The following is a 23,296-nucleotide window of genomic DNA, read 5'->3' on the forward strand; positions in this document are numbered from 1 at the left end:
CTGCCTCATCTGACGCCACCGACGATCATCCCCAAACAGTCGGCGACGCGCTCTTGCTGACCGCTCGAGATATGCGGAAACATCGGCAGCGAAAGTATTTGACCCGCCGCCTGCTCACTGACCGGGAATTGCCCGGTCCGATGTCCCGCCCTGTATGCCCCCGTCAGATGAATCGGTGTCGGATAGTGGATGCCCGCGCCGATCCCTTCAGCGCCGAGTCCCTCGAGTACGCGGTCGCGGTTGTCCACCCGCACCACGTACAGGTGCCACACATCGACATTTCCCGGGGACGAGCTGGGCACGCGCACGCCCTCGAAGGGCGCGAGCAACTCGCCGTATCGGTCGGCGGCGTTACGCCGCAGTTGATTCCACCGTTCCAGATGTCCCAGCTTTGCCCGCAGGACCACGGCCTGGATGGCATCGAGCCTGGAGTTCAGACCGATCAGATCATGCACATACTTTTCCCGACTCCCATGGGCAGCAATGGTCCTGACCCGATCCGCTACTGATTCATCACTCGTCAGCACCGCACCGGCGTCACCGGCTGCGCCGAGGTTCTTGCCCGGGTAAAAGCTCGTCGCCGAGGCGATCCCGATCGTTCCGGCCGGGACACCGCATCGACTTGCGCCCTGGGACTGGGCGCCATCCTCGATGATGGCCACACCGTGCCGGTTCGCCATCTCAACAAGCTCTGCAACGGGCGCACTCTGACCGAACAGATGGACGGGGATGATCGCGCGGGTGCGGGTGGTGATCGCCGCCTCAACCTGCTCCGGATCGATCAGCAGGTATTGCGGGTCCACATCGACCAGCACCGGCGTCGCACCTGCTCGGCTCACGGCCTCGGCAGTCGCGATGAACGAGTTGGCCGGCAGAATCACCTCGTCACCCGGTCCGATTCCGACTGCGCGCAGCGCGATCTCGATGGCATCGGTGCCGTTTCCGACGCCAACGCAGTGGCGCGCACCAGAATAAGCAGCGTATGCCGCCTCGAAATCTGCCACCGGTTTCCCGCCTATGTACCCGGCGCTCTGCAGCAGGTCTCGCACCTGCGGCATCACCTCGGCGGCGACGTCGTCGAACTGCGACACGAGATCCACAAAGGGCACTTCGGTGCGCGGGGCAAGTCGCTCTATCGTCATTCCCTGCTGTCTCCATGATTGATGGGATGGGCGGGGTTACCCGCCCAGACCTGGTGGTCCGGTAGGTCGACCAGCAGCACCGAGCCCATGCCCAGAACCGCACCAGTTCCTACCCGCACGTTCTGTTTGACGGCGCTGTTCATACCCAGATACGCCTGTTCTTCCACCACGACGGACCCGCCGAGAGTCACTCCAGCACAAAGGGTCCCGAAGTCCGCGATCCGATTGTCGTGCGTACAGACCACGCGCGGCATCAGCACGGCGTGGTCTCCGATCGACACCGAGGTGGTGAGCACGGTGCCTGCCAGGAGAATGGCCCCCGAACCGACCTCGGAATCCGTGGGGATTCGCACGTCCGGGGCGATGACAGTGGCATACCGCGCACTGTCGATTCCCAGCCGGAGCAACCGTTCGACTATCAGCCGGCGCGACCGGCCCGATCCGGTGCAGACCAGGAAGTCGGAGTCGTCGTGGTCACCGGCCGAGTCGATCCCACCGAGAACGGGCAAGCCACCAATGTCGGTGCCGTGCACTGTTGTGTTGTCGTCCAGCAGACCGATCGCCTTGTACTCCGAAGAGTCTTCGAGCAATGCGATGACCTCTCTGGCGAGGCCGCCGGCACCGATCAAGATCACCGATCGCATCAGTTGCCCCTGATCACGTCCACGACCCGGAACAGGTCGTCAGAGGTCATCTGGTGAAACAGTGGCAGGATCAGCGTCGAATCGGTCAACCGTTCGGTGACTGTCAGGTCAGCGTGCTCGCGCCACGCATGCGCAGGCTGACGATGCGCGGCCATGATTCCCCTGCGGGCCGAGATTCCGACCGTTGCGAGTTCACCGAGTAGTTCGTCACGGGAGTTGCGATGCCCGGCACCGACTTCGATCCAGAACGATTGGAAGTTCGCTCGCCCGCCGACGGGGTCGGCCACGCAGCGCACGCCGGGCATATCCGCGAGCGCATCCTGATACATCCCCGCCATGACACGACGCCGGGTCACCATTTCGCCGAGCCGACCCAGCTGCACGATGCCGACCGCAGCCTGTAGGTCGGTCATCCGGTAGTTGAATCCGACCTCGAGGTACTGCTCTGCCGGAGCCAGTACGCTCTGGTGACGTTGTGTTGCACTCACACTCATCGCATGCTCACGTAACTTCCGCGCACGGTCGGCCCAGTCCGGCCGGTTGGTGGTCAGCATGCCGCCTTCACCGGTGGTGAGCAGTTTGCGCGGATGAAACGACCACACCGCGATGTCGGCGTGCACCCCCACCGGGCGGTTCGCGAGCCGTGAACCCGCCCCGCACGCCGCATCCTCGATCACCGTGATGCCCCGTGGTTCGCACAGCGCCTTGATGGCGGCGATGTCGGCGGGTACGCCGCCCTGATCAACGGCGATCACCGCAGTGGTTCCCGGTGTCAGTGCGGCTTTGATGGTCGCGGGGGTCACGTTGCCGGTGATCGGATCGACGTCGGCGAACACCGGGTTGGCGCCGACATACGTCGGCGCGTTGGCGGTCGCCACAAATGAAAATGACGGCACCACCACGTCGTCGCCGGGCTCTACACCTGCCACCACCATCGACAGATGCAGGGCGGCAGTACAACTCGACACTGCAACCGCATTGCGGGAGTCCACCGCCGCAGCGAAGCGGGTTTCGAATTCCGCGACCCTGGGGCCTTGTGCGACCCACCCGGATTCGAGGACCTCGGTCACCGCCGCGATCTCTTCGTCACCAAGGTACGGCTGCATCACGTTTAGCCTGGTCACGGCAGTCATGAGGCCACGCCTCGCCTGGCCGCGATGCTTTCACGCTGAGGTTCCCACCATCGCACGAGCGCACGTAGTCCGTCCTCGACATTCACTTCCGTGCTGAATCCGAGGTCACGCCGGGCCGCTGCGACGTCGGCGAGTCGTCGTGCCACCCCGTTCACGGCTCGCTCCGGACCGTGCTCTACCGACAATGGCGAATCCATGGCGCGCAACAGGGAATCGGCAAGCTCCAGCAGTGACGTCTCGGCGCCGCTGGCAATGTTGTAGACCCCTTCATTGATGTCACTGAGAGCGGCCAGAATGTTCGCGCGTGCGATGTCTTCGGTGTACGCGAAGTCCATCGTCTGCGACCCGTCACCGAAGATCACCGGCGGAAGGCCATCCGCGATCCGTTCCATCCAGCGGACCAGCACCTCGGTGTACAAACCATGCACATCCATCCGCGGCCCGTACACGTTGAAGTACCGCAGTGCGACGTACTTCATCCCGTACATCGCCCGAAAGCTGCGGAGCATGCCTTCGTTGAAGCTCTTGGCCGCACCGTAGAAGGTGTCGTTGTTGTGGTGGTGGTGACGCTCATTCGTCGGGAACTGCTCAGCCATTCCGTACACGGACGCAGACGATGCCGCGATCACCTTGTCCACACCGTGCGCGGCGGCCGCTTCCAGCACCGTGAAGGTACCGTTGACCAGCACATCGAGGGCAAGCCGCGGCTCTTCGGCGCACTGGGTGATCCGGATGGCTGCCTGATGAAACACCAGGTCGGACCCCTTGGTCAGATCATTCACCAGATCACGATCACGTAGATCGCCGACCACCAGCTCGGTACGTGGATCATCGAGCGCGACAGAAAGATTCGCCTCGCGACCACGAACCAGGTTGTCCAGGACCACGATCCGATCCACACCCTGATCCAACAACTGGTCGACGATTGTTGATCCGATCGTGCCGGCGCCACCGGTCACCAGGACGGACGCACCTGTCAATGCGGTCATGACGCACTCCGGAAGGCAAGAGCCTTGTCGTGCTGACGCGGCTTGATCGGGCGCCCACGCGCGGCCAGGCTTTCCGAGACCGCTTCGAGCACCGACAGCACCCGCAGGCCAGCCGCGCCGTCGGTGCGTGCCGTCCGCCCGGATCTGATCGCGTCGGCAAACTCTCCCACCATCGTCGCGAGTGCTTCTTTCTCGTTGAGTGCCGGAACCGTTATGTCTCCCAGGCGGTATGAGACTCGCGCGGCCTGCCGTTCATCCTCGGACCGGCCGAAGGCCAGGTCGACACCCCGGTCGTGAACAGCCACCCGGCGTTGCGCGTCGAGATCATCCCAGACGACGGTCCGATGACTGCCGCCTATGACCATCTGCCGAATCTTGGTGGGCGAGAGCCAGTTCACATTGATGTGGGCTGTCGAGCCGTCGATCATGGTCAGCGAGATGTGACCGACGCAGGCATTGCCGACCCGAAGCGGGTCGGCGCCGGTCGCACTCACCTCAACCGGATTGAGTCCTCCCGGCAGGATGAAGTCGAGAATCGACAAATCGTGCGGCGCCAGGTCCCAGAAGACGTCGACATCGGGCTGCACCAGTCCCAGGTTGATCCGAGTCGAGTCGATGTACATGATGTTGCCGAGCGTCCCGGCCTGCACGGCCTGGGCGATGTACTGCACCGCCGGTGTGTAGCAGTACGTGTGATCGATCATCAGGACTCGATCCGCGTCACGAGCGGCCTCCACCATCACCCCCGCCTCGGCCACACTCGGGGCCAGAGGCTTCTCCACCAGCACATGCTTGCCGGCTTCGAGTGCGGCCATCGCCAGCGCCGAGTGGGTCTGCGCCGGTGTGGCGATCGCGACGGCGTCGATGTCATCTCGCTCCAGCAGTCGCTCGAATGACGACTCGGCGACCACCGTCGACCGCGGACCGATCACCGCGCGAGCACGCTGCTGGTCCAGGTCACACACCGCGACGAGATCCCAGTCCGGCGAGGCCCGGAAGTTGCGTACCAGGTTCGGGCCCCAGTAGCCGGCGCCGACGACTGCCACGCCGAGTTGCTTCTTCATCGATTGCTCCTTGATAGAACGCGTGGGCGACCACCGAGGTAGCCAAGATGCACGCTCGTCCGGGCGGATGTGTCCGTCTCCCGGTCGCGGACGTGGGTCACAATGCCGATTATGCGTGGGGTATTGCCGAAATCGCGAGCCAGATTCGAAACTGAATACGTTCAGACGATCTTCCTTGTGATTAGCATAAGTACCGTTTGTAGGCGGATTGATTGAATTTGTTCGTGAGCAGCCAGAAAAGCCCGAAGTAAAGGCAATGACTTCCCACCTCACATAGGCGCGTGTGATGCATATCTGAGCTTTAAGTTCATCCTGAGCTTGGCTATGGATGATCTTCTATTGATATAGATACCTACCGACTCACAACCAATTCTGAAATTTATCGCGTCACATATTTGTCCGAATCACCCTGTAACCCAAATGGACTATGTGGTCAGTCAAGTGATCAGCGGTAATTTCGCCCATATTCGATTACTGGTGGCATCAGAAAACCTGCATCCACACTCGAAATACGAACAGTGGAAGGGGTACGGCGGTCATGCTGAACGAAGCGCACACTGCACCGACCCAGACCGACAGACCACCCCTTGAGCTGGTAACCGGCACTTTAGAGCGATGGGCGGCGGCGTATGTGCGACGCATCCGCTGGACCGACCTGACGTTGGTACTCGGCGCGGTGGCCGGCGCGGTAATAATCCGATTCTCCAGAAACGGCGATTTGGCAATTGCTCATAAAGGCCATCTACTCATCGAGACAATTGCGCTGTCACTGGCATGGATTGTGGCACTGCGAACAACGCAGAGCACAGACAAGAGAATCATCGGATCGGGCGCGACAGAATACAGTCGCGTAGTTACTGCCTGCTTTATGGCTTTCGGTTTCTTGGCGATTTTTGACTTGGTATTCAAACTGGATATTGCTCGCGGGTTCGTGGCAGTCGCGTTGCCCTTCGGCACAATTTCCTTACTCTTCGGGCGATGGGCGTGGCGTAAGAATCTGACCCGCCAGCGGGCGAATGGAACAAACCTCCAGCGAATACTTGTGGTGGGTGATTCCGATTCTTCGATTCCATTGATCGACCGCATCGAAGACAATCCGATCCTGGGTTACAAAGTGGTCGGCCTGGTGAACACCAGGGGCCATACGTCTTCCACCAGCGGCCACCATGGTTCGAGTGCGACGCCGCTTGGGCCGCGTCAACCGCCGGCCGCGGACCTTGACGGGCTCACCAACGCCGTCAAACAGACCGGTGCCACAACCGTCGCGGTGACTTCCGCATCGGCCCTTGGTTATTCGGTGATGCGCGAGCTGTCCTGGGAGCTCGAGGCGATGGACGTCGACATGGTGGTCGCGCCCGGTGTCACGGACATCGCGGGGCCCCGGATGATGTTGCGCCCGGTGGCCGGGCTTCCGATGGTGCATATCGACAAACCGCGTTATGCCGGCGCAAACCGGTTCCTCAAAGCCGGAGTCGACCGAATCGGAGCAGGCGCGCTTCTGCTGCTCCTGACACCCATCCTTTTGACCTGTGCAATTGCGGTCAAGTTCAGTTCGCCCGGGCCGGTCTTCTATCGCGCCGAGCGGATGGGACTCGGCAATAACCCGTTCCTCATGTGGAAGTTCCGCAGCATGGTTGACGGCGCTGACCAGCAAAAGGCTGCGCTTGCCGAGAACTCCGATGGGAACGGCGTCCTGTTCAAGATGCGTCAGGATCCCCGCGTCACTCGTGTCGGCGCCTTTCTGCGGCGTTTCAGCCTCGACGAGCTCCCCCAACTGATCAACGTCCTGACCGGCGAGATGAGCCTGGTCGGACCGCGACCACCACTGCGCGAAGAGGTCGCGCAATACCGCGGCCCGGTGGTCCGCAGGATGCTCGTTCGCCCCGGGATGACCGGACTCTGGCAGATCTCCGGGCGATCCGAGCTGTCCTGGGACGAATCCGTACGCCTAGACCTGCTCTACGTCGAGAACTGGTCCATCATGCAGGACCTCGTAATCCTCTGGCGCACTTTACATGCCGTCATCAAGAGCCACGGCGCCTACTAGCCGGATCACTCGCAACACCATCCCATTTTCAGGAGAGCGACGATGCACTCACAAACAACCCGGGCACCCCAGACGGTCACAATGATGGTCGGGGACGTCCCCGTCGAGCTCTGTACGGAAGAGCTGGTGCTCGATGCAGTGCGCAGACGCCTGAGCGGTCCGCGGACCACACCGCTGGCGATCGGGTCGGTCAACCTCGATCACCTTCATCATTTCGCCTCCCCCAGCGGCTCCCGGCTCGACCACCCTGATCGGCACGGCGATGACGGTGTCGACTGGACGCTGCTGGCCGACGGGGCGCCCATCGTTGCGCGCGCGACGAAACTGACAGGGCGACCCTGGCCGCGCTTGACCGGCGCCGACCTGCTGCCATCAATACTTGCGGAAGCAGATCGCGCCGGAAGCAGCGTCGGTTTCTACGGTGGCTACCCTGACCTACACCAAAAGCTGGACACGCGAATTCAACAGGACTTCCCTGGCGTCGGCCCCGTGCGCTACTGGTCTCCTGATCGCTCCGACCTGGCCGACCCGCGCAAATGCGTGCGGGACGCCGACGAGATCCGCAATGCCGGCGTCGACATACTCGTGGTCGGATTGGGCAAACCTCGCCAAGAAATGTGGATTGAGCACTTCGGCACGCGTACCGGATCGCGCGCATTGCTGGCCTTCGGGGCGGCGGCAGATTTCCTGGCGGGAACCACCGTCCGCGCCCCGGTTCAGCTGCAACGCCTGGGCCTCGAATGGCTTCACCGGCTCGGATCCGATCCCCGAAGGTTGGCTCGCCGATATTTACTCGAGGGCCCGCCGGAATTGCTGACATTGCGCCGCGCAAAAGTCATCCGCGATTTCCGATCCGCCATTGTCGAATCGACAGTCGCTGTCCCGTCTCGATCCACGGCTCCGTTCGACGCGGTGAATCAGGCCCGTCTGGACCCGACTGGAGGGTCACAATCCCGTGTATCGGGAACACATTCACAGACGCGCGTATCGACGTCGACGCCGTCCACAATCACCACCTAATCCTGCGGTTTGGGCAGGTGAGCGCTAGGATATGTTTTGACCAGCTCAAGTACATGGGCCCGAGTTCGAACAGAACCGGCAAAATAAACGTCGTGTCTGCTCAGGCGCGGCATGACTTAGTAGGTTCCACCAATGGAGGCATCCGCTATTTCTCACCGTGTGACCCATGGGTGAGACGCGCGAGTTTGCCCGAATTGGAGTCGTAGAAGATTTTGCGACCACTCGGCGGGGCCTCGTCTCGATCATCGATCAAGCAGATGGGTTGTCGGTGGTGGCCGACGCGCCTACGGTGCCGAAGCTCATCGATCAGGGGGAACCGATCGATCTTGCTCTGCTCGACCTTCGACTTTCCGACGATTCGAGGCCGCGCGGCAATATCGAGCAGTTACACACACTCACTCCCAATGTCTTGGTGTTCACCTCTGCATCCGAGCCATTCCTGATCCGTGAAGCACTCGCCTCCGGGGTGCTCGGCATCCTGCGGAAATCGGTCGACGTAGACGAGCTGATCAGCGCGATCAGGTCGGCACTGTCCGGCATGGTGGTTCCCACGATGGAGTGGGCAACCGCCATCGACTCCGACCCCGACCTCGCAGCGGTTGACCTCAGCCCCCGACAGCGGCAAATCCTGGAGCTGTACGCCGCGGGTGAACCGGCAACGCGGGTCGCCTCGATCACCGGACTGTCGGCCGAAACCGTGAATTCCTATGTGGGGCGGATCAAACAGAAGTACTCCGAGGCAGGTCGTCCGGCACGCACAAAGACCGATCTGTACAAACGGGCACTGGAGGACGGATGGTTACCAATGCCGCGGCGCTTTCGTCGCTGAGGCCGGCGGCGCTGGCGTCGCCGCTTCCGACATCGGCCATCGATCTCACCGCCCGACAGGTCAGCCGCTTCGGGTCGATCGCGATGTGCCTGTACCCACTACTGCTGATCACCCCGATCCGATCGCTCGCCGAAGTGGTTCCGGAGTGGTGGACCATCGCCGCGCTGGTACTCATCGTGGTACCCGCCGCGACCATGTTCGTTTCCACATTCATCCCGGACACCCGTTGGACCTATCGCACCGCATGGGCGGTCTCGATCGCCTACGTTGTTGTCTTCACCTCGTTCCCCCTCGTGTGGGACGGAGTGCCGACCGCAAACGGCGGCGGCGCTTGGATCACGCCGATCGTCGGCGTCGCGAGCGTTTCGGCAGTCGTTGCGATGCCGCTCCCCGCAGCGGTCGTCTATTTATTGGTGTCGGTGACGTCAACCCGCCTGATCAGTGGGTCCGTGGCAGAGCGAACCACCGCCTCCGAGTTCGTCACCGACCTCGCGTGGGGACTGTTCGTGGCAGCCGTTCCGTTCAGCATCGCGGTCATGGCCCTGGAAATCGGGAGGCTTCGCGATCGCGCCCAGGTCCGCGCCAAAGCCCGTGCCGAAGCCGCCGCCGCCGAGCAGAGCCGACGACATGAGCGCGCGCGACTGGACGCCATCACGCACGATCGCGTCATGTCGGTCATGTGGGCCGCGTCCCGCGAGGGGACCAACGCCGAATTGCAGAGTCAGGCGCTGGCCACCCTCAAACAACTCGACGACCTTCGAGCCGATGACGATCTGCAGCGCGCCATGGCCCCCACCGAGGTGATTGCGGAGGCCGAGTCCGCCGCCGAGATCGTGGATCCCGGCTGCCAGGTACGCAACGCCGCAGCGATCGAAGTGTCGACGACCTATCCGCAAGACGCCGTACACGCGATGATGTCCGCCATGTCCGAGGCCTTGCACAACAGTGTCCGGCACGCCGGGCCCGAAGCCACACGCTCGGTCCTGGTGACAATGCGCACCGACGCACTCATCACCGAGATCTCAGACGACGGGGTCGGATTCGATGAAAGTCTCATCCCTTCAGATCGTTTGGGCATTGCGCTGTCGATTCGCGGAAGGATGGAACAGATCGCGGGCGGTTCGGCGACGATCAGTTCCCAACCCGGCCATGGAACCACCGTTGTCCTGACCTGGCTGCGATCGACGTGACCGCCAGAATCGTCGTCGCCCTGGCGTTCCTGAGTTTTGTCGTGATCACCGCCTTTGTTGCCTTCGGCAGCCTGCCCGCCGACAGCTCCGTCTGGCCGGTCATCGTCACGCTGGGGTTCCTCTGCCTCTCCGCAGGCGCGATCACGTTCGGGCGCAAAGACCCCCTTGAACCCCGATCCACGGCCATCGCCTGCCTGGCACTACCGGCAGCGGTGCTCACGCTACTGATCGCTGAGCCCGAGTTGATCGAGAGCAGCCGGCCACCTTGGTTGTTGAGCTTTGTGGCCATCCTGTGCGTGATTCTCTGTCTACGCGGTCGAATCCTGCTGTCCTGGGCTAGTTTTACCGGCTGCTACGTCCTGATCCTCACGTGGTCCGCGCTGTTCTCCGAGGGACGCCCGGACCTTGTCTTGTTGATGCTGGTACCTGGCCGACTGGTCATCGGCACCGCCTTCGCGGTGGTCCTGCGGCATTCGATCCTCGCCATCGAGGCCATGAACCGCGCCGAGTCCGACGAGGCGGCCCGAACTGCCGCCCTCAACGCCGCCCGTGAGGAACGCATATCGCGGCTGGCCGATCTCGAATCGATGGTCCGGCCGATGCTCACGCGGATCGCCGAGGGTCAACAGCTCTCAGACGCCGACAAGAAGACCTGTGCCTTGCTCGAGGGTGAGCTCCGCGATCAGATACAGGCGGCGGCACTGACCAACGCGTCGGTCGCCGGCAACGTACGTGCCGCCCGGCGCCGAGGTGTCGATGTCGTGATGATCGACGACGGCGGGCTCACCTACATTTCGCCCGCGGTCCACCAGAGGGTCACGCAGCATGTGAACGAGGTGCTTCACACCTCCGATGGCGGGCAGCTGAGAATCCGCGTTCTACCACCCGGCCGGTCCAGTTTGATCTCGATCTATCGCAGTGACGAAAAGTCTGGCACGATGCGGATTGATCTTGACGTGCATGGGGATCCGGCCTCCGACCTTGCTAGCTAGTTAGGGTAACGATGAGGCATTTCTGGTGTAACCAGAAGATGTGTCTATCCGAACGCCGCCATTCGTAAGAAGATCATCCTGGGCCGGGAACCCAATCACCAGGAGATCTTCTGATGACCTTGTCACTTGCCCCTCTGAGCATCAGAGGGCTTGCCATGCCACGTCTGACCGCGCGAGAAATCGAAGTGCTGCGCTGCTGGGTGAAACATGACTCGAAGTCCAGCGCTGCCAGCGAATTGTTCATCACTGCGGCGACCGTCAATACCCACGTCAACCGGATCCGAGGTAAATACGCGGCCAGCGGCCGTCCGGCACACACCAAAGCGGCGCTCCTGGCGCGCGCCCTGCAAGACGGCTACGTCACGCTCGACGAGTTCTGACATCCCGGAAACCACACGGCAGCGCACGGGGTTGAGTGTGGCGCTCGATTGGCACCCGCAATCGGGGTAGTCCGCTACCCCACCCCCGCCATCCGAATCGGATGACGATGCACGGGTGGCCACCGATACGCCTGATCACGACACCGCCATGAGTGAACTGCCGGTGGTGTATTCGATCGCGCTTCGTTTGCGGGCCGCCGGAATCCCGGCACCAACGGTCGCCGACTGCCTCGACGTCGACATCACCGCGTTGCCGATGCTCTACGCCGTCGCCGAGCAAAAGCTGGCACACCTACGCCGGCGACGCATTCAAGCGGACTAATTCGCTTGATCGCCCAGCCGGCCGGACCTAGCGTCACACGTATCGACGCGGCAGTCGCAGCCAGACCGGACAGAGCTTTCAGACATCGTGAATTGTGATCGAGGGGGCCGATCATGTTCGTCGAGTGGCCGATCGCAGGACGCCGCGAAGAAGTCGAACTCGCCACTGCCGCGATCACCCGTCGCGGTGGTGGTGGCGGCATCATCATCGGTGGCGCCGCCGGTGTCGGCAAGACCCGACTGTGCACCGAGGCCCTCTCAGCGGCAGGCCGCCTGGGATACCGGTGTCATCGGGTGTCCGCGACATTGTCGTCGCGGGAAGTACCCCTGGCCGTTTTCTCCGACATCGACCTCGACTTCGACGTGGACGCACAGCCACTTCGGCAGATTCGCGGCCTGCTCGACCAGCTGACGTCGTCGGACGAGACAACCCTGATCGTGGCGGTCGACGACGCCCACCTACTCGACAACCAGTCCGCGTTCGTGATCCATGAACTGACCGTGCGCGGGCTCGCCAATGTGCTGGTGTCGATACGCTCCGGAGAAGCCGTGCCCGATGCCATCGCCGCACTCTGGAAGGACCGGCATCTGCCGCGCCTGGAACTGCAGCCGCTGTCCCGGGACGAGACCCGCCGGCTCCTCGAACGAGCTTTCGGCGGACCGATCGAATCGACAAGCCTCAACCGGCTGCACACCCTGTGCGACGGAAATGTCCTGTTACTGCGGCAACTCGTCGACGAAGAACACGCCGCGGGCCGTTTCAGCAACACCTCCGGCTTGTGGTTCTGGTCAGGTGACCTGAGCATCTCTCCGACCCTGGCAGAAACGATCCGTGCCAACATGACCACGCTCCCACCTGCGATATCGAATCTGGTCGACCTCCTGGCCGTCAGCGAGCCGCTGACGACAGCCGAACTGGCCTCACTGGTCGACGAGCCGACGCTGGAACTCGCGGAATCATTGGGCGCCGTCAGCACCCGCGCTTCACCGGCGGGAACGATCACCGTCCGACTCGGACACCCCCTGCTGGGCGAGGTCCGACGCGCCGAACTCGGTCTGCTCCGACGCCGGCGCCTGGCAACGGAGATCGCAAACACACTCTCCGACGGTGCGCGCCAGGAGCCATCCGCAGTGCTCCGTCACGCGGTACTCCTGATCGAGTCCGACCTTCGTCCCGATCCCCCGCTCCTGGCCCGGGCATCGCGGATCGCACTGCTCTCGCTCGACGTCGACCTGGCCACCCGCTTTGCCACATCTGCACTGGCCCTGGACATCTCACCAGACGATGCCTACTTTCACCTGATGACACTGGTGGTGGCCGGTCAGGGACTCCGAGCCGAGCAGGCGTTCACCGAGCACGCCGCCGAACCGGGCCATCCGGACTTCATCCGCTGGAACATCTTGCGGGCGGCGAACCTGGTCTGGATGCTCGCCCGCCCTGCCGAAGCATCAGAACTGCTCAATGACATCGATCCGGAAACACTCACCCCGGCCGTACGCTCGGAGCTCTACGCGGTCCGCGCCTGCATATTCTCGGTGCAGGCATCACCCAACGACGCAATCAGGTTGGCGATGGCGTCACTGGCCGAGACCGGTGCCGGCGACTTCTTCTCCATGATGGCCACGGCCGCGATGGTGATGTCCGCCGGAGCCATCGGAAAGTGCGATACCGCAACCGAATACGCACAACGCGGCTTCGTCAGAGCAGAGAACTCCTGGCAGACAGCACAACTACAGTTCTGGCTCGCAGCCATCCACGCCCGCGCCTGCCGAACAGCCGGACGCGTCGACCGCTGCCTCGCCGAGGCCAACCGATTCACCGAGGTCGCACGTGACGTCGGCGGTGCCACCCACATCCAGGCGACGTTCCTACGCGGGCACGCGGCGCTGGCAAGCGGGCGGGTGCAGACCGCGATCACCGAACTCCTCGATACGCGAGTGGGAATCGAGAACGACACATCGAACCCGCACGGCCTGAGCCCGGCCTGCCTCATCTGGCTGGCAGAAGCGCAGGCCGTCAGCGGTGAAATATCCAGCGCTCGAACAACTCTGCAGACGCTGTCGGAGCTCTGGCCTTCCGAGTACACCTTCATGGAAGCCGGGTTGGCACTGGCCACGGTGTGGACCCACGCCGTCGAGGGTGCGGTCAGCCACGCGATCAAACTGGCAATCGCGTCCGCCGATGATGCGCGGCGCCGCGGCCAATTCGCCTACGAGGTGATGGCACTGCAGACCGCCACCCAACTCGGCTGCCTCACCCTGGCAGACCGTCTCGGCGACTTGACTTCTCGGGTCGACGGGCCTCGGGCGCTCATCGCCGCGCGGCACGCGGCCGCACTGGCGACCGATGATGCGGCCGGCGTGCTCGCTGCCGCCGGATACTACGAAACCATGGGCGACCGGCTGGCTGCCGCAGACACCGCGGCACAGGCAGGCCGGATGTTCACCAGCAGGCAACGGCGCGGATCGGCGCTCCTGGCCTCCGAGATGTCCCGGCGCCTGGCCATCGAATGCGGCCACACGGCAACTCCTGCGCAGCTGCAGTCCACGGTGGCCGTACCTTTCACGGCGCGGCAGTGCGAGATCATCACCCTGGCTGCAGCCGGCCTGTCCAACAGCGAGATCGCCACCCGGTTGACCGTCTCTGTGCGATCCGTCGAAGGCCACCTGTACCGCGCCGCACAGCGGGCCGGGGTCAACAGCCGCGAAGAACTGTCACAGATCCTCACCGGATCCCGATTGAGGTAGTCGACTACTCGCGGCGGGCCTGATCACAGGACAAATACTGGTCGTCAGACGCGTATCCAATTCCTGATCGGGCGGTTTGATCATGGTCCAGACAGTCGACCCCGTCGAGGTGGCCACCCTTCCCCTCGCGCCACGCAACCCTCTGCCCTATCGCCAACGATTCAAGGCCACCCGGCGCTTCAACACCGGTTGCGAAACCCTACGCGACGCCGGAGGGCCGGTGACCCGCCATAAACTCGCCCCGACGTGGCTCCTACCCGAAATAGTCGTGACCACCTCACCTCAAGGTGTGCATGACGTATTGAACCGGCCCAACACGTTCCTGGAAAAGAAGCTCCCCTTCTATGACGAGCAGCAAAACCTGATCGGCGGCAATCTGTTCAACCTTGCACATGACGAATGGCGCCCACGCCGACGAGCGATACAGCAGGTGTTCACCAAGAACCATGTCGCCCACTACGCCGACAATATGGCCGAGGCCGCAGAGTCCAGCTTCAGGTCAAGTGATTCGACCGCAACGGTCGACCTTGATGCGATGTGCCATTCACTAACGCTGAGGGCACTCGGACGTTCGGTTTTCGGAATCGACCTCGACGAGCACACCGACGAACTCGCAACGTCGCTGGCCACCGCGATGGGGTACGTGACCAACCGCGCCACACTTCCGTTCAAAGCCCCGGCGTGGATGCCGACGCCGGCGCGCCGACAAGCACGGGCTGCGGCGGCAAAACTGCACGAGTTTGCTGGAAACATCCTGCACGAATGCCGCAATAATCCTGACCGAGACGCCCCGCTGGTCCGCGCGCTGATCGAGGCCGAGGATCCTGCGACCGGAAAACCGCTCTCCGACAGAGAGATTCGCAACGAGCTGATCATCTTCATGTTCGCCGGGCATGACACCACGTCTACGACCTTGACGTATTCACTCTGGGCACTCGGACGCGACACCGAAATCCAGGATCGCGTCGCAAACGAGATTGCCCGGATCGGCACCCGACGACCTACCCCCGACGATGTCCCGGAATTGACCTACACGGTTCAGGTCCTACACGAGGCGCTCCGACTGTGCCCGCCCGCACCGATATTGTCCCGACAGTCTGTTGCTGACGTGGACGTGGACGGCTTTCGAGTTGCCGCAGGCACCGTGACGCTCGTGGGAATCTATGCCATGCACCGTGATCCGAACCTGTGGAACGACCCACTGGTGTTCGACCCCGATCGGTTCGCCCCCGAGAATATGGACGACCGCGACCGGTGGCAGTACCTACCCTTCGGAGGCGGCCCACGCGGCTGCATCGGTTCGCACTTCGCAATGCTCGAAGCCACCCTGGCGTTGGCCACCATCATCGGTCAGCATCGCATCGAAGCCCTCGATGACGACTTCCCTGTTGACCTTCCATTTACGATGATCCCGAAGGGACCTATCCGCGCCCGGGTCTCCGACCGCAACCCAATGTGACAGCTGTGCAGACAAAATCACGCCCGCGCAGTCTGCAACTGCGCGGACGTGAGAAGAACGAGCGTCTATGCGGTGAGCGCGATCAGCGGTGATTGAACTTCGCGTCGCGCTTTTCCACGAACGCAGCCATGCCTTCGGACTGATCCTCGGTGGCGAAGGTGGAGTGGAAGACCCTGCGCTCGAACAGGACTCCCTCGGTGAGACCGACCTCTTGCGACCGGTTCACCGCCTGCTTGGCCAGGATGGTGATCGGCAGCGAGAGTTCGGCGATCGTGTTGGCGACTTCCAACGCATCGTCGAGGTAGGACTCGGTGGGCACCACCCGGGAGACCAGTCCGGCGCGCTCGGCCTCCTCGACCTTCATCCGGCGGCCGGTCAGGACCATGTCCATGGCCTTGGCCTTACCGATGGCGCGCGTGAGACGTTGCGAGCCACCGATTCCCGGGATCACACCGAGGTTGATCTCCGGCTGGCCGAAGACGGCGTTCTCGGCGGCAATGATGATGTCGCACATCATCGCCAGCTCGCAGCCACCGCCGAGCGCGAACCCGGCCACGGCCGCGACAACCGGTGTCCGAACGTTGACCAGGCCGTCCCAGGCACTGAAGAAGTCCACTGCCAGCATGTCGACGTAAGACTTGTCGGCCATCTCTTTGATGTCGGCGCCGGCAGCGAATGCACGTTCGGAGCCGGTGATCAGGATGGCACCGACAGTCTGATCGGCGTCATACGCCTGTGCCGCCGCGACGACTTCGTTCATCAGCTGGGAGTTCAAGGCGTTCAAGGCCTTCGGGCGGTTCAGGGTGATGATGCCCACCCGGCCACGCTGCTCTGTGAGGATCGTTTCGTAGTTGCTCATCCGTTGATTCCGTTCGTCAGTTCGAGTTCTTTGGGGACCGGGTCGAAGAAGGCATCGATGTCGGCCTTCTCCACGGCGGTAAGACTTGGCGGTGACCACTTCGGTGAGCGGTCCTTGTCGATGACCTGCGCGCGAATGCCTTCCGCAAGGTCGTGATGGGCGAGGAAGTGAATCGACACCCGATATTCGGTCACCAGCGCGGTCTCCAGCGTCGTATCCGCGGTGATCTCGCGCAGCGACCGCACGGTCACCTCGACCGATGTCGGAGACTTCGCCGCAACCACATTGGCAGTGTCGTGGGCATCGGACTCGTCGTGGCCGCGCAGACGTTCCACGATCCCGACCGCGGTGTCCGCGCCGAAGGCATCGTCGACCCAACGCTTCTTGGTCATCAGGCCCGACGCCGGCGGTTCGATGCAGTATTCGGCAATGGCCTCTGCCGCGGGACGCGTTGTCAGGGCCGAGATGAAGTCGGCGATCTTCTCTGATGGCAGATAGTGGTCGGCGAAGCCGATCGCGATGGCGTCGGCACCGTTGATCTGCGCGGCGGTCAACGCCAGGTATGTACCGATTTCACCCGGGGCATTGGCCAGCAGGTAGGTGCCGCCCACGTCAGGAGCGAAGCCGATCCCGACCTCCGGCATCGCCATCTTGGTGCGGTCGGTGACGATTCGAGTGTTGCCGTGCGCCGAGATGCCGACCCCGCCGCCCATGACGATGCCGTCCATCAGGGCGATATAGGGCTTCGGATAGTGCGAGATGTAGGCGTTCAGGACGTACTCGTCGTACCAGAACTTGCCCGAGGGCGACACGATCGCGTCCTCGAGCGTGGCGGACTGCAAGGCGTCGCGGTGGATGGCCACAATGTCACCGCCCGCGCACAGGCCCCGCTCGCCCGCTCCGTCGAGGACCACCGCTTCGACGGCGTCGTCATCGGCCCATTTTCGTAGAGCCGAGTCGATCTCGAGGACCATTTCATGGGTGAGGGCATTGATTGCCTTCGGGCGGTTCAAAGTGATTCGGCCAATGCGGCCTTCCGTTCGGACCAGGACGGTGCTCTCATCTGACATGACACTCCAATGATCGACTGCGACGGCGCTCACAATACTTGCATATCCTAGTAACCCGGTCCAGGACTCCGCCGGGTGGCCAGGCTCACGGCGGCAGTTCCCGAAACAACGGGCTCGACGCGGCAATACTGTTCTGATGATGTCGCACGCAGCCTTCTACGGAGTCGTCGTGCTCAATCTCCTGTTCACCTGCTGCGCATGGACGCTGGCTCGGCCGAGTCGCCCGGCGGCATTCGTCTTGATCGGCGTCTCGGTTGCGTGGGTCCTGTTCAACGGGCCGTGGGAGGGGCACGTCCTGATCCGGTTCACACCGTCCAACGGCCTCACCGTCTCCGACCTGTTCAGCGCCGTCGGACTCGGCATCGCCCTCTACGCCTTGCGGAAGCGCCGACGCTGGTAGGTCTACGGCTGACCCGGGTTGAGTTTGATGAACAGTCCATCGGCCTCGGCGCACAGGGTGTCGCCGTCGTGGAGGCTGCCTTTGAGGAACACCTTGCGACCCTCGATGCGGTCGACCCACGACCTCATCACGAGTTCTTTGCCGAGCGGGGTGATGGCGCGGTAGCTGATGGTTAGGTACGCCGTCCGGGTGATTCCACCGGATCCGAGCGCGCCCGACATACCCAGTAGGTCGTCGAAGGCCACCGCGACCTGTCCACCGTGGGCGGCATTGTTCCCACCGAGGTGATAGCGCCGGAACGTGATCCGCGCCTTCACGCTCTCGGCCGTGGCCTCATCGACCTCATAGGGCGGCAGAGTGATGTTGCCGCGCGCCGGCAGATCGATGCGTCCGCCCGACGGTGCCCGCCATTCGTCGATGGCCACGGCGTCGAGCCGGTCGTTCATCACTTTCAATTCGTCGATCAGCTCATCGACAAGATCTTCGGGCGGACAAGCCGCTTTCACCCGATCCATGAACGTGCGAACCTGCTCGATGAACTCGCCGTATCGCGGTCCGCCGCGGGTCAGATCGAGATCGAACTTCGGGCGAAATCCACCCTCATGACGCTCTTCGAGAGGTGTGTCGTCCCCGAAGGTCCCGGCAGTCTCTTCGAGTGGGTTTCCCTGGCTCATGGCTACGACAGTATCCATCGAGCCCGAACTTGCTCGAAGTGGCACCGCGCACGCATTCCGTTACTAAGCAATACTACTGATATTGGCGTCGAAGCCGGCCCGATCCGAGGAGCATGAGTACGGCGTGAACCGATTCAACTTGGTATCCGGCACCACCCCCGAAATCGTGCGGCAGCTACAGCTCCGAGCTCTCCGCATCTATTTGGCCGCAACAACATTCCTGTACACCATCGGTCTGCTGTTCATCCTGTTCCCGGCACCCATCATGAAAGTCGACGGCGCCGACCCCACGGGCGCGATAGTTGCGGTGGCGATGGGAGTCTTCGGATTGGTCTATTTGCGACGCGGACCGGCCAATCAGGTTCCGGCAATTATCGCCGCAATGATCGCGACTCCCGCGGTGATCACATTCCAAGTGCTCGCCGGTTCGGCATTCGTCTGCCTGATCGCCGCCATGTTCTTGTCGATGTACATGATCGCGTTCCTGAGAATCGCTCTCGCCCGCACACTCATCGCCGTCCTGACCGTGTCCACGGTGTTCGCACTCTCGGTGTCGATTTCGGCATCGCCGCTGACCTATGTCGCATTTGTCCTCGCCATAGTCGGCGCGGCCGAATCGTTCGGCTTGGTGACGCGGGCGCTGATCACCATCGCGTGCACCGACTCCCTGACCGGACTGCCGAACCGGGCCGGCTGGGAGATCGCCACCGCCCACCGACTCGGCCGGGCGCGTTCCGCGCAGACGACCCTGAGCGTGTTCGCGCTCGACGTCGACAACTTCAAGGCCATCAACGACGAGTTCGGGCATCAGGCCGGAGACCAGCACCTGATCGAGTTCGCCCGCCAACTCCGGTCCTCGATCCCCGAGGATGCCGTGTTCGCGCGCCTGGGCGGCGACGAGTTCGCGATCTGCATCGAAGGCACATCGTGCACACGATCCGACGACGTGCTCGCCCGGATCCGCCCACAGCACTTCGACACCAGCATCGGCGCCGCCTGCGCCCCCGCCGCGACCGTCACCATCGCCCAATTGCTTGCCGAGGCCGACGCCGACCTCTACCGGGCCAAACGGGCCAAAGGCCCCAGAGAGTTCGAGCAGACCTCCTGACCTGAACGGGAAATTCTGCCACTACGCTCAGAACCCATGAGCTCCTCACCAGATCAGCCGTTTGATCCAACGCAGTGGAAATCGGTCGAAGGTTTCGACGATCTCACCGACATCACCTATCACCGTCACGTCGGAGCAGGTCGCGCACACGGCATCGTGCGGATCGCATTCGACCGCCCCGAGGTACGCAACGCCTTTCGCCCCCACTCCGTCGACGAGCTGTACCGCGTCTTCGATCACGCGCGCCGCAGCCCTGATGTGGGTGTGGTGCTGCTGACCGGCAACGGCCCGAGCGAGAAAGACGGCGGCTGGGCCTTCTGCAGTGGCGGTGACCAGCGCATCCGCGGCCGATCCGGTTACCAGTACGCCGGCGGAGACACCTCCGACACCGTGGATTCGGCCCGGGTCAAGGCCGAGGGCGGCCGGCTGCACATCCTCGAGGTGCAGCGCCTGATCCGAACCATGCCCAAGGTGGTGATCGCGGTTGTCAACGGCTGGGCAGCCGGAGGCGGCCACTCACTGCATGTCGTCTGCGACCTCACCCTGGCCTCACGTCAATATGCCCGCTTCAAGCAGACCGACGCCGACGTGGGCTCGTTCGACGCCGGATACGGCAGCGCCTACCTCGCCAAGCAGGTCGGCCAGAAGAACGCCCGCGAGATCTTCTTCCTCGGCCGCGCCTACGACGCCGAGTCGATGCAACGGATGGGTGCGGTCAACGAGGTGGTCGATCACGCCGACCTCGAGGCGACCGCCATCGAATGGGGCAAGACCATCAACGGCAAATCCCCCACCGCCCAGCGCATGCTGAAGTTCGCGTTCAACCTCACCGACGACGGCTTGATGGGCCAACAGGTCTTCGCCGGCGAGGCCACCCGACTGGCCTACATGACCGATGAGGCCGTCGAAGGCCGAGACGCCTTCCTGGAGAAGCGCGATCCCAACTGGGACGACTACCCGTTCTACTACTAGTCACAAACAGAACCAGGCCCCGCCGGATCCGGCGGGGCCTGGTTCTGTTTGACTGCCTGGCGTTGTCAGGCGCCGATCGGACGGGCCAGGGTCGGCCATGAAAGATTCAGCTGCTCTTCCCAATAGCCCCACGAGTGGGTTCCGGTCAACGGGAAATCGTACGTCGCCGGGATGTTCAACTTGTTGAGACGATCAACCAGCACCGCGGTGCACAATCCGGTCGCGGCTTCGATGCCACCGCCCACGATCATCTGATCCAGCAACTTGGTCGGATCACCGTCTGCGCGCTCGAGGGTCTCGTACTTGCCGGGCAGGCCGGTGGCGTTCGAGATGTAGAGCTTCAGACCGCGCAGTTTCTCGGCGTTGAGGATGGGGTCGTTGGCCGCCCAGCCCGGTCCGTCCAACGGCCCCCACATGTTGGTCGGGTCGCCGCCACCACGCGCGTCGACCGTGATCCGGATGTACATCTGGCCGACTTCACTGGAGGTCGACGCACAGCCGCTGTACGAGCCGACCGACTTGTAGAGCCCTGGATGCTCGATCGCCAGGTTCAGCACCGAGGTCGCGGAGGACGAGATACCGGCGATGGAGTTGAGCCCCGAGGTGCCGAGAGCTTCGTTGACGATGGGCGGCAATTCCTTGCCCAAGAACGTGGACCACTTGTTGCGACCCAGCACCGGGTCATCCTTCTGCCAGTCGGTGTAGTAGCTGAAAGCACCGGCGTTCGGGGTGACCACGTTGACGTTCTTGTCGGCGAAGAACCCGTTGATGTCGGTTCTGGCCTGCCAGTTCGCATTGTCCTCACCGCCACCGGCACCGTTCATCAAGTACAGCGTCGGCCGCGGCACCGACCGATCCTTCGGCAAGATCACCGAGAGCGGGATGTTCCGGTCCATCGATGCCGAATAGACGAGTAGATCGAGATTCTTGGGGCCGGTCGGGGTAACCCCCACCAGCTTCGATCCACCGGGCGATTCGATGCCGATCTGCGGCAGGTCTTCAGCGGTGGCCGGCGACGTCACCAGCAGCGTGGTGGCAGCCATCACCGAGGACACTGCTGCGGTCAGCGCGACGCGCGCGTACCGACGGGTCTTTCCTGTACTCATTCGGGTCACGAAGCGACATTAGCCGGAAATCGGTCGAGCGGGAAAGTAATACCGGAACCACCGGCCCGGGTCGGGGCCGAACCAACTGTTCGATGTACCCACCAGATGGCGCACAACCAGCAGGATTTGCTATCGCAATCTTCCGATCCACTTGTCATCCGAGCGGCGTCCCCCGACACGTCATCGCCTCCGGTCGCGACATTTGGGGACACAAATCAAAAACCAATTTTCCATATTAATTCCAGCTCAAAGCGACATATTCAAACCATTTGAAAATTAGCCGACGAAAACACATGACATATCTGAATTACGATGGCAGGGTGAAGTTGGCTCAAGTTGGTCGGGGAGTTCAACACTCGAGCCCCCTACGACGAGTCGTGTTCAACCAAATGAAGTCTACGGAAGGTAGAAAGCATATGGGATCGACAGACCTGTCCTCCGAAATCGGACTTGGCACAATCATTGCGATCATCGGGAAACTCCTCGGTGGCGGCAGCGAGACAACTCCCGCCGAATAGATAAGCAGCACAAGACAATCCCCCCGGGGCTCCCAACGGGAGTCCGGGGGGATCACTGTCAGCAGGTGGGACAGCACCTCTGGGAGTATCACCCGATCGGGCGGTCGACGAATCGGCTCGCATCGAGACCTGCCCAATGCGCAAGGAGAATGTCGCCGCCGGGAAAGTATCGGCAGGAGCACCACGCCGATGACCCGTCCAACTATTTCTCAACGGTATCCCGTTTTCCGACTTGCAATTACCGTCACATGGCGGCGCACGACCCTCGCGACTCCGCACGCCCACCCTTTCTCGAGAACGGGCGGGAAGTGACACACCGACCGCTCAGCGGAAGGCCCAGGCGAAGCGATTCGGCCACGAACATCCGCCCTTGGCCGGCACACAGCGCGATCGCCCCCGAGTGCGGCTTCGCCCCACAAATCGCCCATATCGGACGCACTATCTCGAGTCGGTAACGGCCGCGGTGAGCCCGCCCTGTTGAACACGGAAGCACGCGGGCACACTCCAGGACGCCTCGCCGAACCCCCAACATTTCCGACCTGCGATCCCACCCACGCACACCCCCGATGCCCGGCCTTCGCGATTCCGAATTCTATTCACACGCTGGGTGATTCGAGAACGGAATGGTCCG

The 23,296-nt window shown here is 62.8% G+C and carries 21 protein-coding genes; 12 read left to right on the top strand and 9 right to left on the bottom strand.

Going from position 1 to position 23,296, the window contains the following annotated elements:
- Positions 1-5: 5 nt before the first annotated feature.
- From AC51GT_RS13010 to AC51GT_RS13030, 5 genes are read right to left on the bottom strand one after another with little or no spacing between them, the layout of a single operon-like run.
- Positions 6-1,142: a DegT/DnrJ/EryC1/StrS family aminotransferase gene (locus tag AC51GT_RS13010; RefSeq protein WP_496329019.1), complete on the bottom strand. Its 1,137-nt coding sequence runs from the start codon at positions 1,140-1,142 to the stop codon at positions 6-8.
- The gene (locus AC51GT_RS13015; protein WP_496329020.1) at positions 1,139-1,786 is read right to left on the bottom strand and encodes a NeuD/PglB/VioB family sugar acetyltransferase; all 648 of its coding nucleotides are present in this window, start codon (positions 1,784-1,786) and stop codon (positions 1,139-1,141) included. Before AC51GT_RS13015 ends, AC51GT_RS13010 begins: the two co-directional genes overlap by 4 nt.
- Positions 1,786-2,892, bottom strand: coding sequence for a DegT/DnrJ/EryC1/StrS family aminotransferase (locus AC51GT_RS13020; RefSeq protein WP_496323061.1), 1,107 nt, complete (start codon positions 2,890-2,892; stop codon positions 1,786-1,788). Before AC51GT_RS13020 ends, AC51GT_RS13015 begins: the two co-directional genes overlap by 1 nt.
- 23 nt (positions 2,893-2,915) lie before the next feature.
- Positions 2,916-3,908 carry an NAD-dependent epimerase/dehydratase family protein gene (locus AC51GT_RS13025; RefSeq protein ID WP_496329021.1) on the bottom strand — a complete coding sequence of 331 codons (993 nt, stop codon included), beginning with the start codon at positions 3,906-3,908 and terminating at the stop codon, positions 2,916-2,918.
- Positions 3,905-4,972, bottom strand: a complete 1,068-nt coding sequence (locus tag AC51GT_RS13030; protein WP_496323059.1) for a Gfo/Idh/MocA family protein — start codon at positions 4,970-4,972, stop codon at positions 3,905-3,907. The genes AC51GT_RS13025 and AC51GT_RS13030 overlap by 4 nt, the downstream gene beginning before the upstream one ends.
- 538 nt (positions 4,973-5,510) lie before the next feature.
- Between AC51GT_RS13030 and AC51GT_RS13035 the strand changes: the two genes are divergently transcribed.
- The 9 genes from AC51GT_RS13035 to AC51GT_RS13075 all read left to right on the top strand — a co-directional run bounded on the left by AC51GT_RS13035 (position 5,511) and on the right by AC51GT_RS13075 (position 15,958).
- On the top strand, positions 5,511-7,019 hold the full coding sequence (locus AC51GT_RS13035; protein ID WP_496329022.1) for a sugar transferase: 1,509 nt from the start codon (positions 5,511-5,513) through the stop codon (positions 7,017-7,019).
- A 42-nt stretch (positions 7,020-7,061) separates the two neighbouring features.
- Positions 7,062-8,039: a WecB/TagA/CpsF family glycosyltransferase gene (locus AC51GT_RS13040; RefSeq protein ID WP_496329023.1), complete on the top strand. Its 978-nt coding sequence runs from the start codon at positions 7,062-7,064 to the stop codon at positions 8,037-8,039.
- A gap of 166 nt (positions 8,040-8,205) precedes the next feature.
- Positions 8,206-8,868, top strand: a complete 663-nt coding sequence (locus AC51GT_RS13045) for a response regulator transcription factor (protein ID WP_496323056.1) — start codon at positions 8,206-8,208, stop codon at positions 8,866-8,868.
- Complete coding sequence (locus AC51GT_RS13050; protein WP_496329024.1) at positions 8,835-10,058, top strand: sensor histidine kinase; 1,224 nt, start codon at positions 8,835-8,837, stop codon at positions 10,056-10,058. The genes AC51GT_RS13045 and AC51GT_RS13050 overlap by 34 nt, the downstream gene beginning before the upstream one ends.
- Positions 10,055-11,050, top strand: coding sequence for a DUF8320 family protein (locus tag AC51GT_RS13055; protein WP_496329025.1), 996 nt, complete (start codon positions 10,055-10,057; stop codon positions 11,048-11,050). Before AC51GT_RS13050 ends, AC51GT_RS13055 begins: the two co-directional genes overlap by 4 nt.
- Positions 11,051-11,163: 113 nt before the next feature.
- A complete protein-coding gene (locus AC51GT_RS13060; RefSeq protein ID WP_496329026.1) occupies positions 11,164-11,430 on the top strand; it encodes a response regulator transcription factor in 267 nt (88 codons plus the stop codon).
- Positions 11,431-11,545: 115 nt separating this feature from the next.
- Positions 11,546-11,752 carry a hypothetical protein gene (locus tag AC51GT_RS13065; RefSeq protein ID WP_496323052.1) on the top strand — a complete coding sequence of 69 codons (207 nt, stop codon included), beginning with the start codon at positions 11,546-11,548 and terminating at the stop codon, positions 11,750-11,752.
- Between the two features lie 113 nt (positions 11,753-11,865).
- On the top strand, positions 11,866-14,499 hold the full coding sequence (locus AC51GT_RS13070) for a helix-turn-helix transcriptional regulator (RefSeq protein WP_496329027.1): 2,634 nt from the start codon (positions 11,866-11,868) through the stop codon (positions 14,497-14,499).
- 82 nt (positions 14,500-14,581) lie between these two features.
- Positions 14,582-15,958, top strand: coding sequence for a cytochrome P450 (locus tag AC51GT_RS13075; RefSeq protein WP_496329028.1), 1,377 nt, complete (start codon positions 14,582-14,584; stop codon positions 15,956-15,958).
- An 82-nt stretch (positions 15,959-16,040) separates the two neighbouring features.
- On the opposite strand, the gene AC51GT_RS13080 is transcribed toward AC51GT_RS13075, so the two are convergent.
- On the bottom strand, positions 16,041-16,817 hold the full coding sequence (locus tag AC51GT_RS13080; RefSeq protein ID WP_496329029.1) for an enoyl-CoA hydratase: 777 nt from the start codon (positions 16,815-16,817) through the stop codon (positions 16,041-16,043).
- Complete coding sequence (locus AC51GT_RS13085) at positions 16,814-17,887, bottom strand: enoyl-CoA hydratase/isomerase family protein (RefSeq protein WP_496329030.1); 1,074 nt, start codon at positions 17,885-17,887, stop codon at positions 16,814-16,816. Before AC51GT_RS13085 ends, AC51GT_RS13080 begins: the two co-directional genes overlap by 4 nt.
- Positions 17,888-18,023: 136 nt before the next feature.
- On the opposite strand from AC51GT_RS13085, the gene AC51GT_RS13090 reads away from it, so the two are divergent.
- Entirely contained in the window at positions 18,024-18,287 is a 264-nt protein-coding gene (locus AC51GT_RS13090) for a hypothetical protein (RefSeq protein WP_496323047.1), read from the top strand.
- Positions 18,288-18,289: 2 nt separating this feature from the next.
- On the opposite strand, the gene AC51GT_RS13095 is transcribed toward AC51GT_RS13090, so the two are convergent.
- On the bottom strand, positions 18,290-18,961 hold the full coding sequence (locus AC51GT_RS13095) for a PaaI family thioesterase (RefSeq protein ID WP_496323046.1): 672 nt from the start codon (positions 18,959-18,961) through the stop codon (positions 18,290-18,292).
- 124 nt (positions 18,962-19,085) lie between these two features.
- Here AC51GT_RS13095 and AC51GT_RS13100 point away from each other — a divergent pair, with 124 nt between their 5' ends.
- Together AC51GT_RS13100 and AC51GT_RS13105 are read left to right on the top strand one after the other, a co-directional pair.
- A complete protein-coding gene (locus AC51GT_RS13100) occupies positions 19,086-20,069 on the top strand; it encodes a GGDEF domain-containing protein (RefSeq protein ID WP_496329031.1) in 984 nt (327 codons plus the stop codon).
- 36 nt (positions 20,070-20,105) lie between these two features.
- Positions 20,106-21,041 carry a 1,4-dihydroxy-2-naphthoyl-CoA synthase gene (locus AC51GT_RS13105; RefSeq protein WP_496329032.1) on the top strand — a complete coding sequence of 312 codons (936 nt, stop codon included), beginning with the start codon at positions 20,106-20,108 and terminating at the stop codon, positions 21,039-21,041.
- 65 nt (positions 21,042-21,106) lie between these two features.
- Here the strand turns inward: AC51GT_RS13105 and AC51GT_RS13110 are convergent, their stop codons facing one another.
- On the bottom strand, positions 21,107-22,147 hold the full coding sequence (locus tag AC51GT_RS13110) for an alpha/beta hydrolase (protein ID WP_496329033.1): 1,041 nt from the start codon (positions 22,145-22,147) through the stop codon (positions 21,107-21,109).
- Positions 22,148-23,296 lie beyond the last annotated feature (1,149 nt).

It is taken from the genome of Williamsia sp. z34, from assembly GCF_059553395.1.

Coding starts and splice junctions, on each gene's coding strand:
- AC51GT_RS13020 (WP_496323061.1), bottom strand. CDS start 2,892: ATGCAGCCGTACCTTGGTGACGAAGAGATCGCGGCGGTGACCGAGGTC.
- AC51GT_RS13070 (WP_496329027.1), top strand. CDS start 11,866: ATGTTCGTCGAGTGGCCGATCGCAGGACGCCGCGAAGAAGTCGAACTC.
- AC51GT_RS13045 (WP_496323056.1), top strand. CDS start 8,206: ATGGGTGAGACGCGCGAGTTTGCCCGAATTGGAGTCGTAGAAGATTTT.
- AC51GT_RS13110 (WP_496329033.1), bottom strand. CDS start 22,147: ATGAGTACAGGAAAGACCCGTCGGTACGCGCGCGTCGCGCTGACCGCA.
- AC51GT_RS13025 (WP_496329021.1), bottom strand. CDS start 3,908: ATGACCGCATTGACAGGTGCGTCCGTCCTGGTGACCGGTGGCGCCGGC.
- AC51GT_RS13035 (WP_496329022.1), top strand. CDS start 5,511: ATGCTGAACGAAGCGCACACTGCACCGACCCAGACCGACAGACCACCC.
- AC51GT_RS13040 (WP_496329023.1), top strand. CDS start 7,062: ATGCACTCACAAACAACCCGGGCACCCCAGACGGTCACAATGATGGTC.
- AC51GT_RS13075 (WP_496329028.1), top strand. CDS start 14,582: ATGGTCCAGACAGTCGACCCCGTCGAGGTGGCCACCCTTCCCCTCGCG.
- AC51GT_RS13105 (WP_496329032.1), top strand. CDS start 20,106: ATGAGCTCCTCACCAGATCAGCCGTTTGATCCAACGCAGTGGAAATCG.
- AC51GT_RS13030 (WP_496323059.1), bottom strand. CDS start 4,972: ATGAAGAAGCAACTCGGCGTGGCAGTCGTCGGCGCCGGCTACTGGGGC.
- AC51GT_RS13015 (WP_496329020.1), bottom strand. CDS start 1,786: ATGCGATCGGTGATCTTGATCGGTGCCGGCGGCCTCGCCAGAGAGGTC.
- AC51GT_RS13085 (WP_496329030.1), bottom strand. CDS start 17,887: ATGTCAGATGAGAGCACCGTCCTGGTCCGAACGGAAGGCCGCATTGGC.
- AC51GT_RS13080 (WP_496329029.1), bottom strand. CDS start 16,817: ATGAGCAACTACGAAACGATCCTCACAGAGCAGCGTGGCCGGGTGGGC.
- AC51GT_RS13095 (WP_496323046.1), bottom strand. CDS start 18,961: ATGAGCCAGGGAAACCCACTCGAAGAGACTGCCGGGACCTTCGGGGAC.
- AC51GT_RS13060 (WP_496329026.1), top strand. CDS start 11,164: ATGACCTTGTCACTTGCCCCTCTGAGCATCAGAGGGCTTGCCATGCCA.
- AC51GT_RS13010 (WP_496329019.1), bottom strand. CDS start 1,142: ATGACGATAGAGCGACTTGCCCCGCGCACCGAAGTGCCCTTTGTGGAT.
- AC51GT_RS13090 (WP_496323047.1), top strand. CDS start 18,024: ATGATGTCGCACGCAGCCTTCTACGGAGTCGTCGTGCTCAATCTCCTG.
- AC51GT_RS13050 (WP_496329024.1), top strand. CDS start 8,835: ATGGTTACCAATGCCGCGGCGCTTTCGTCGCTGAGGCCGGCGGCGCTG.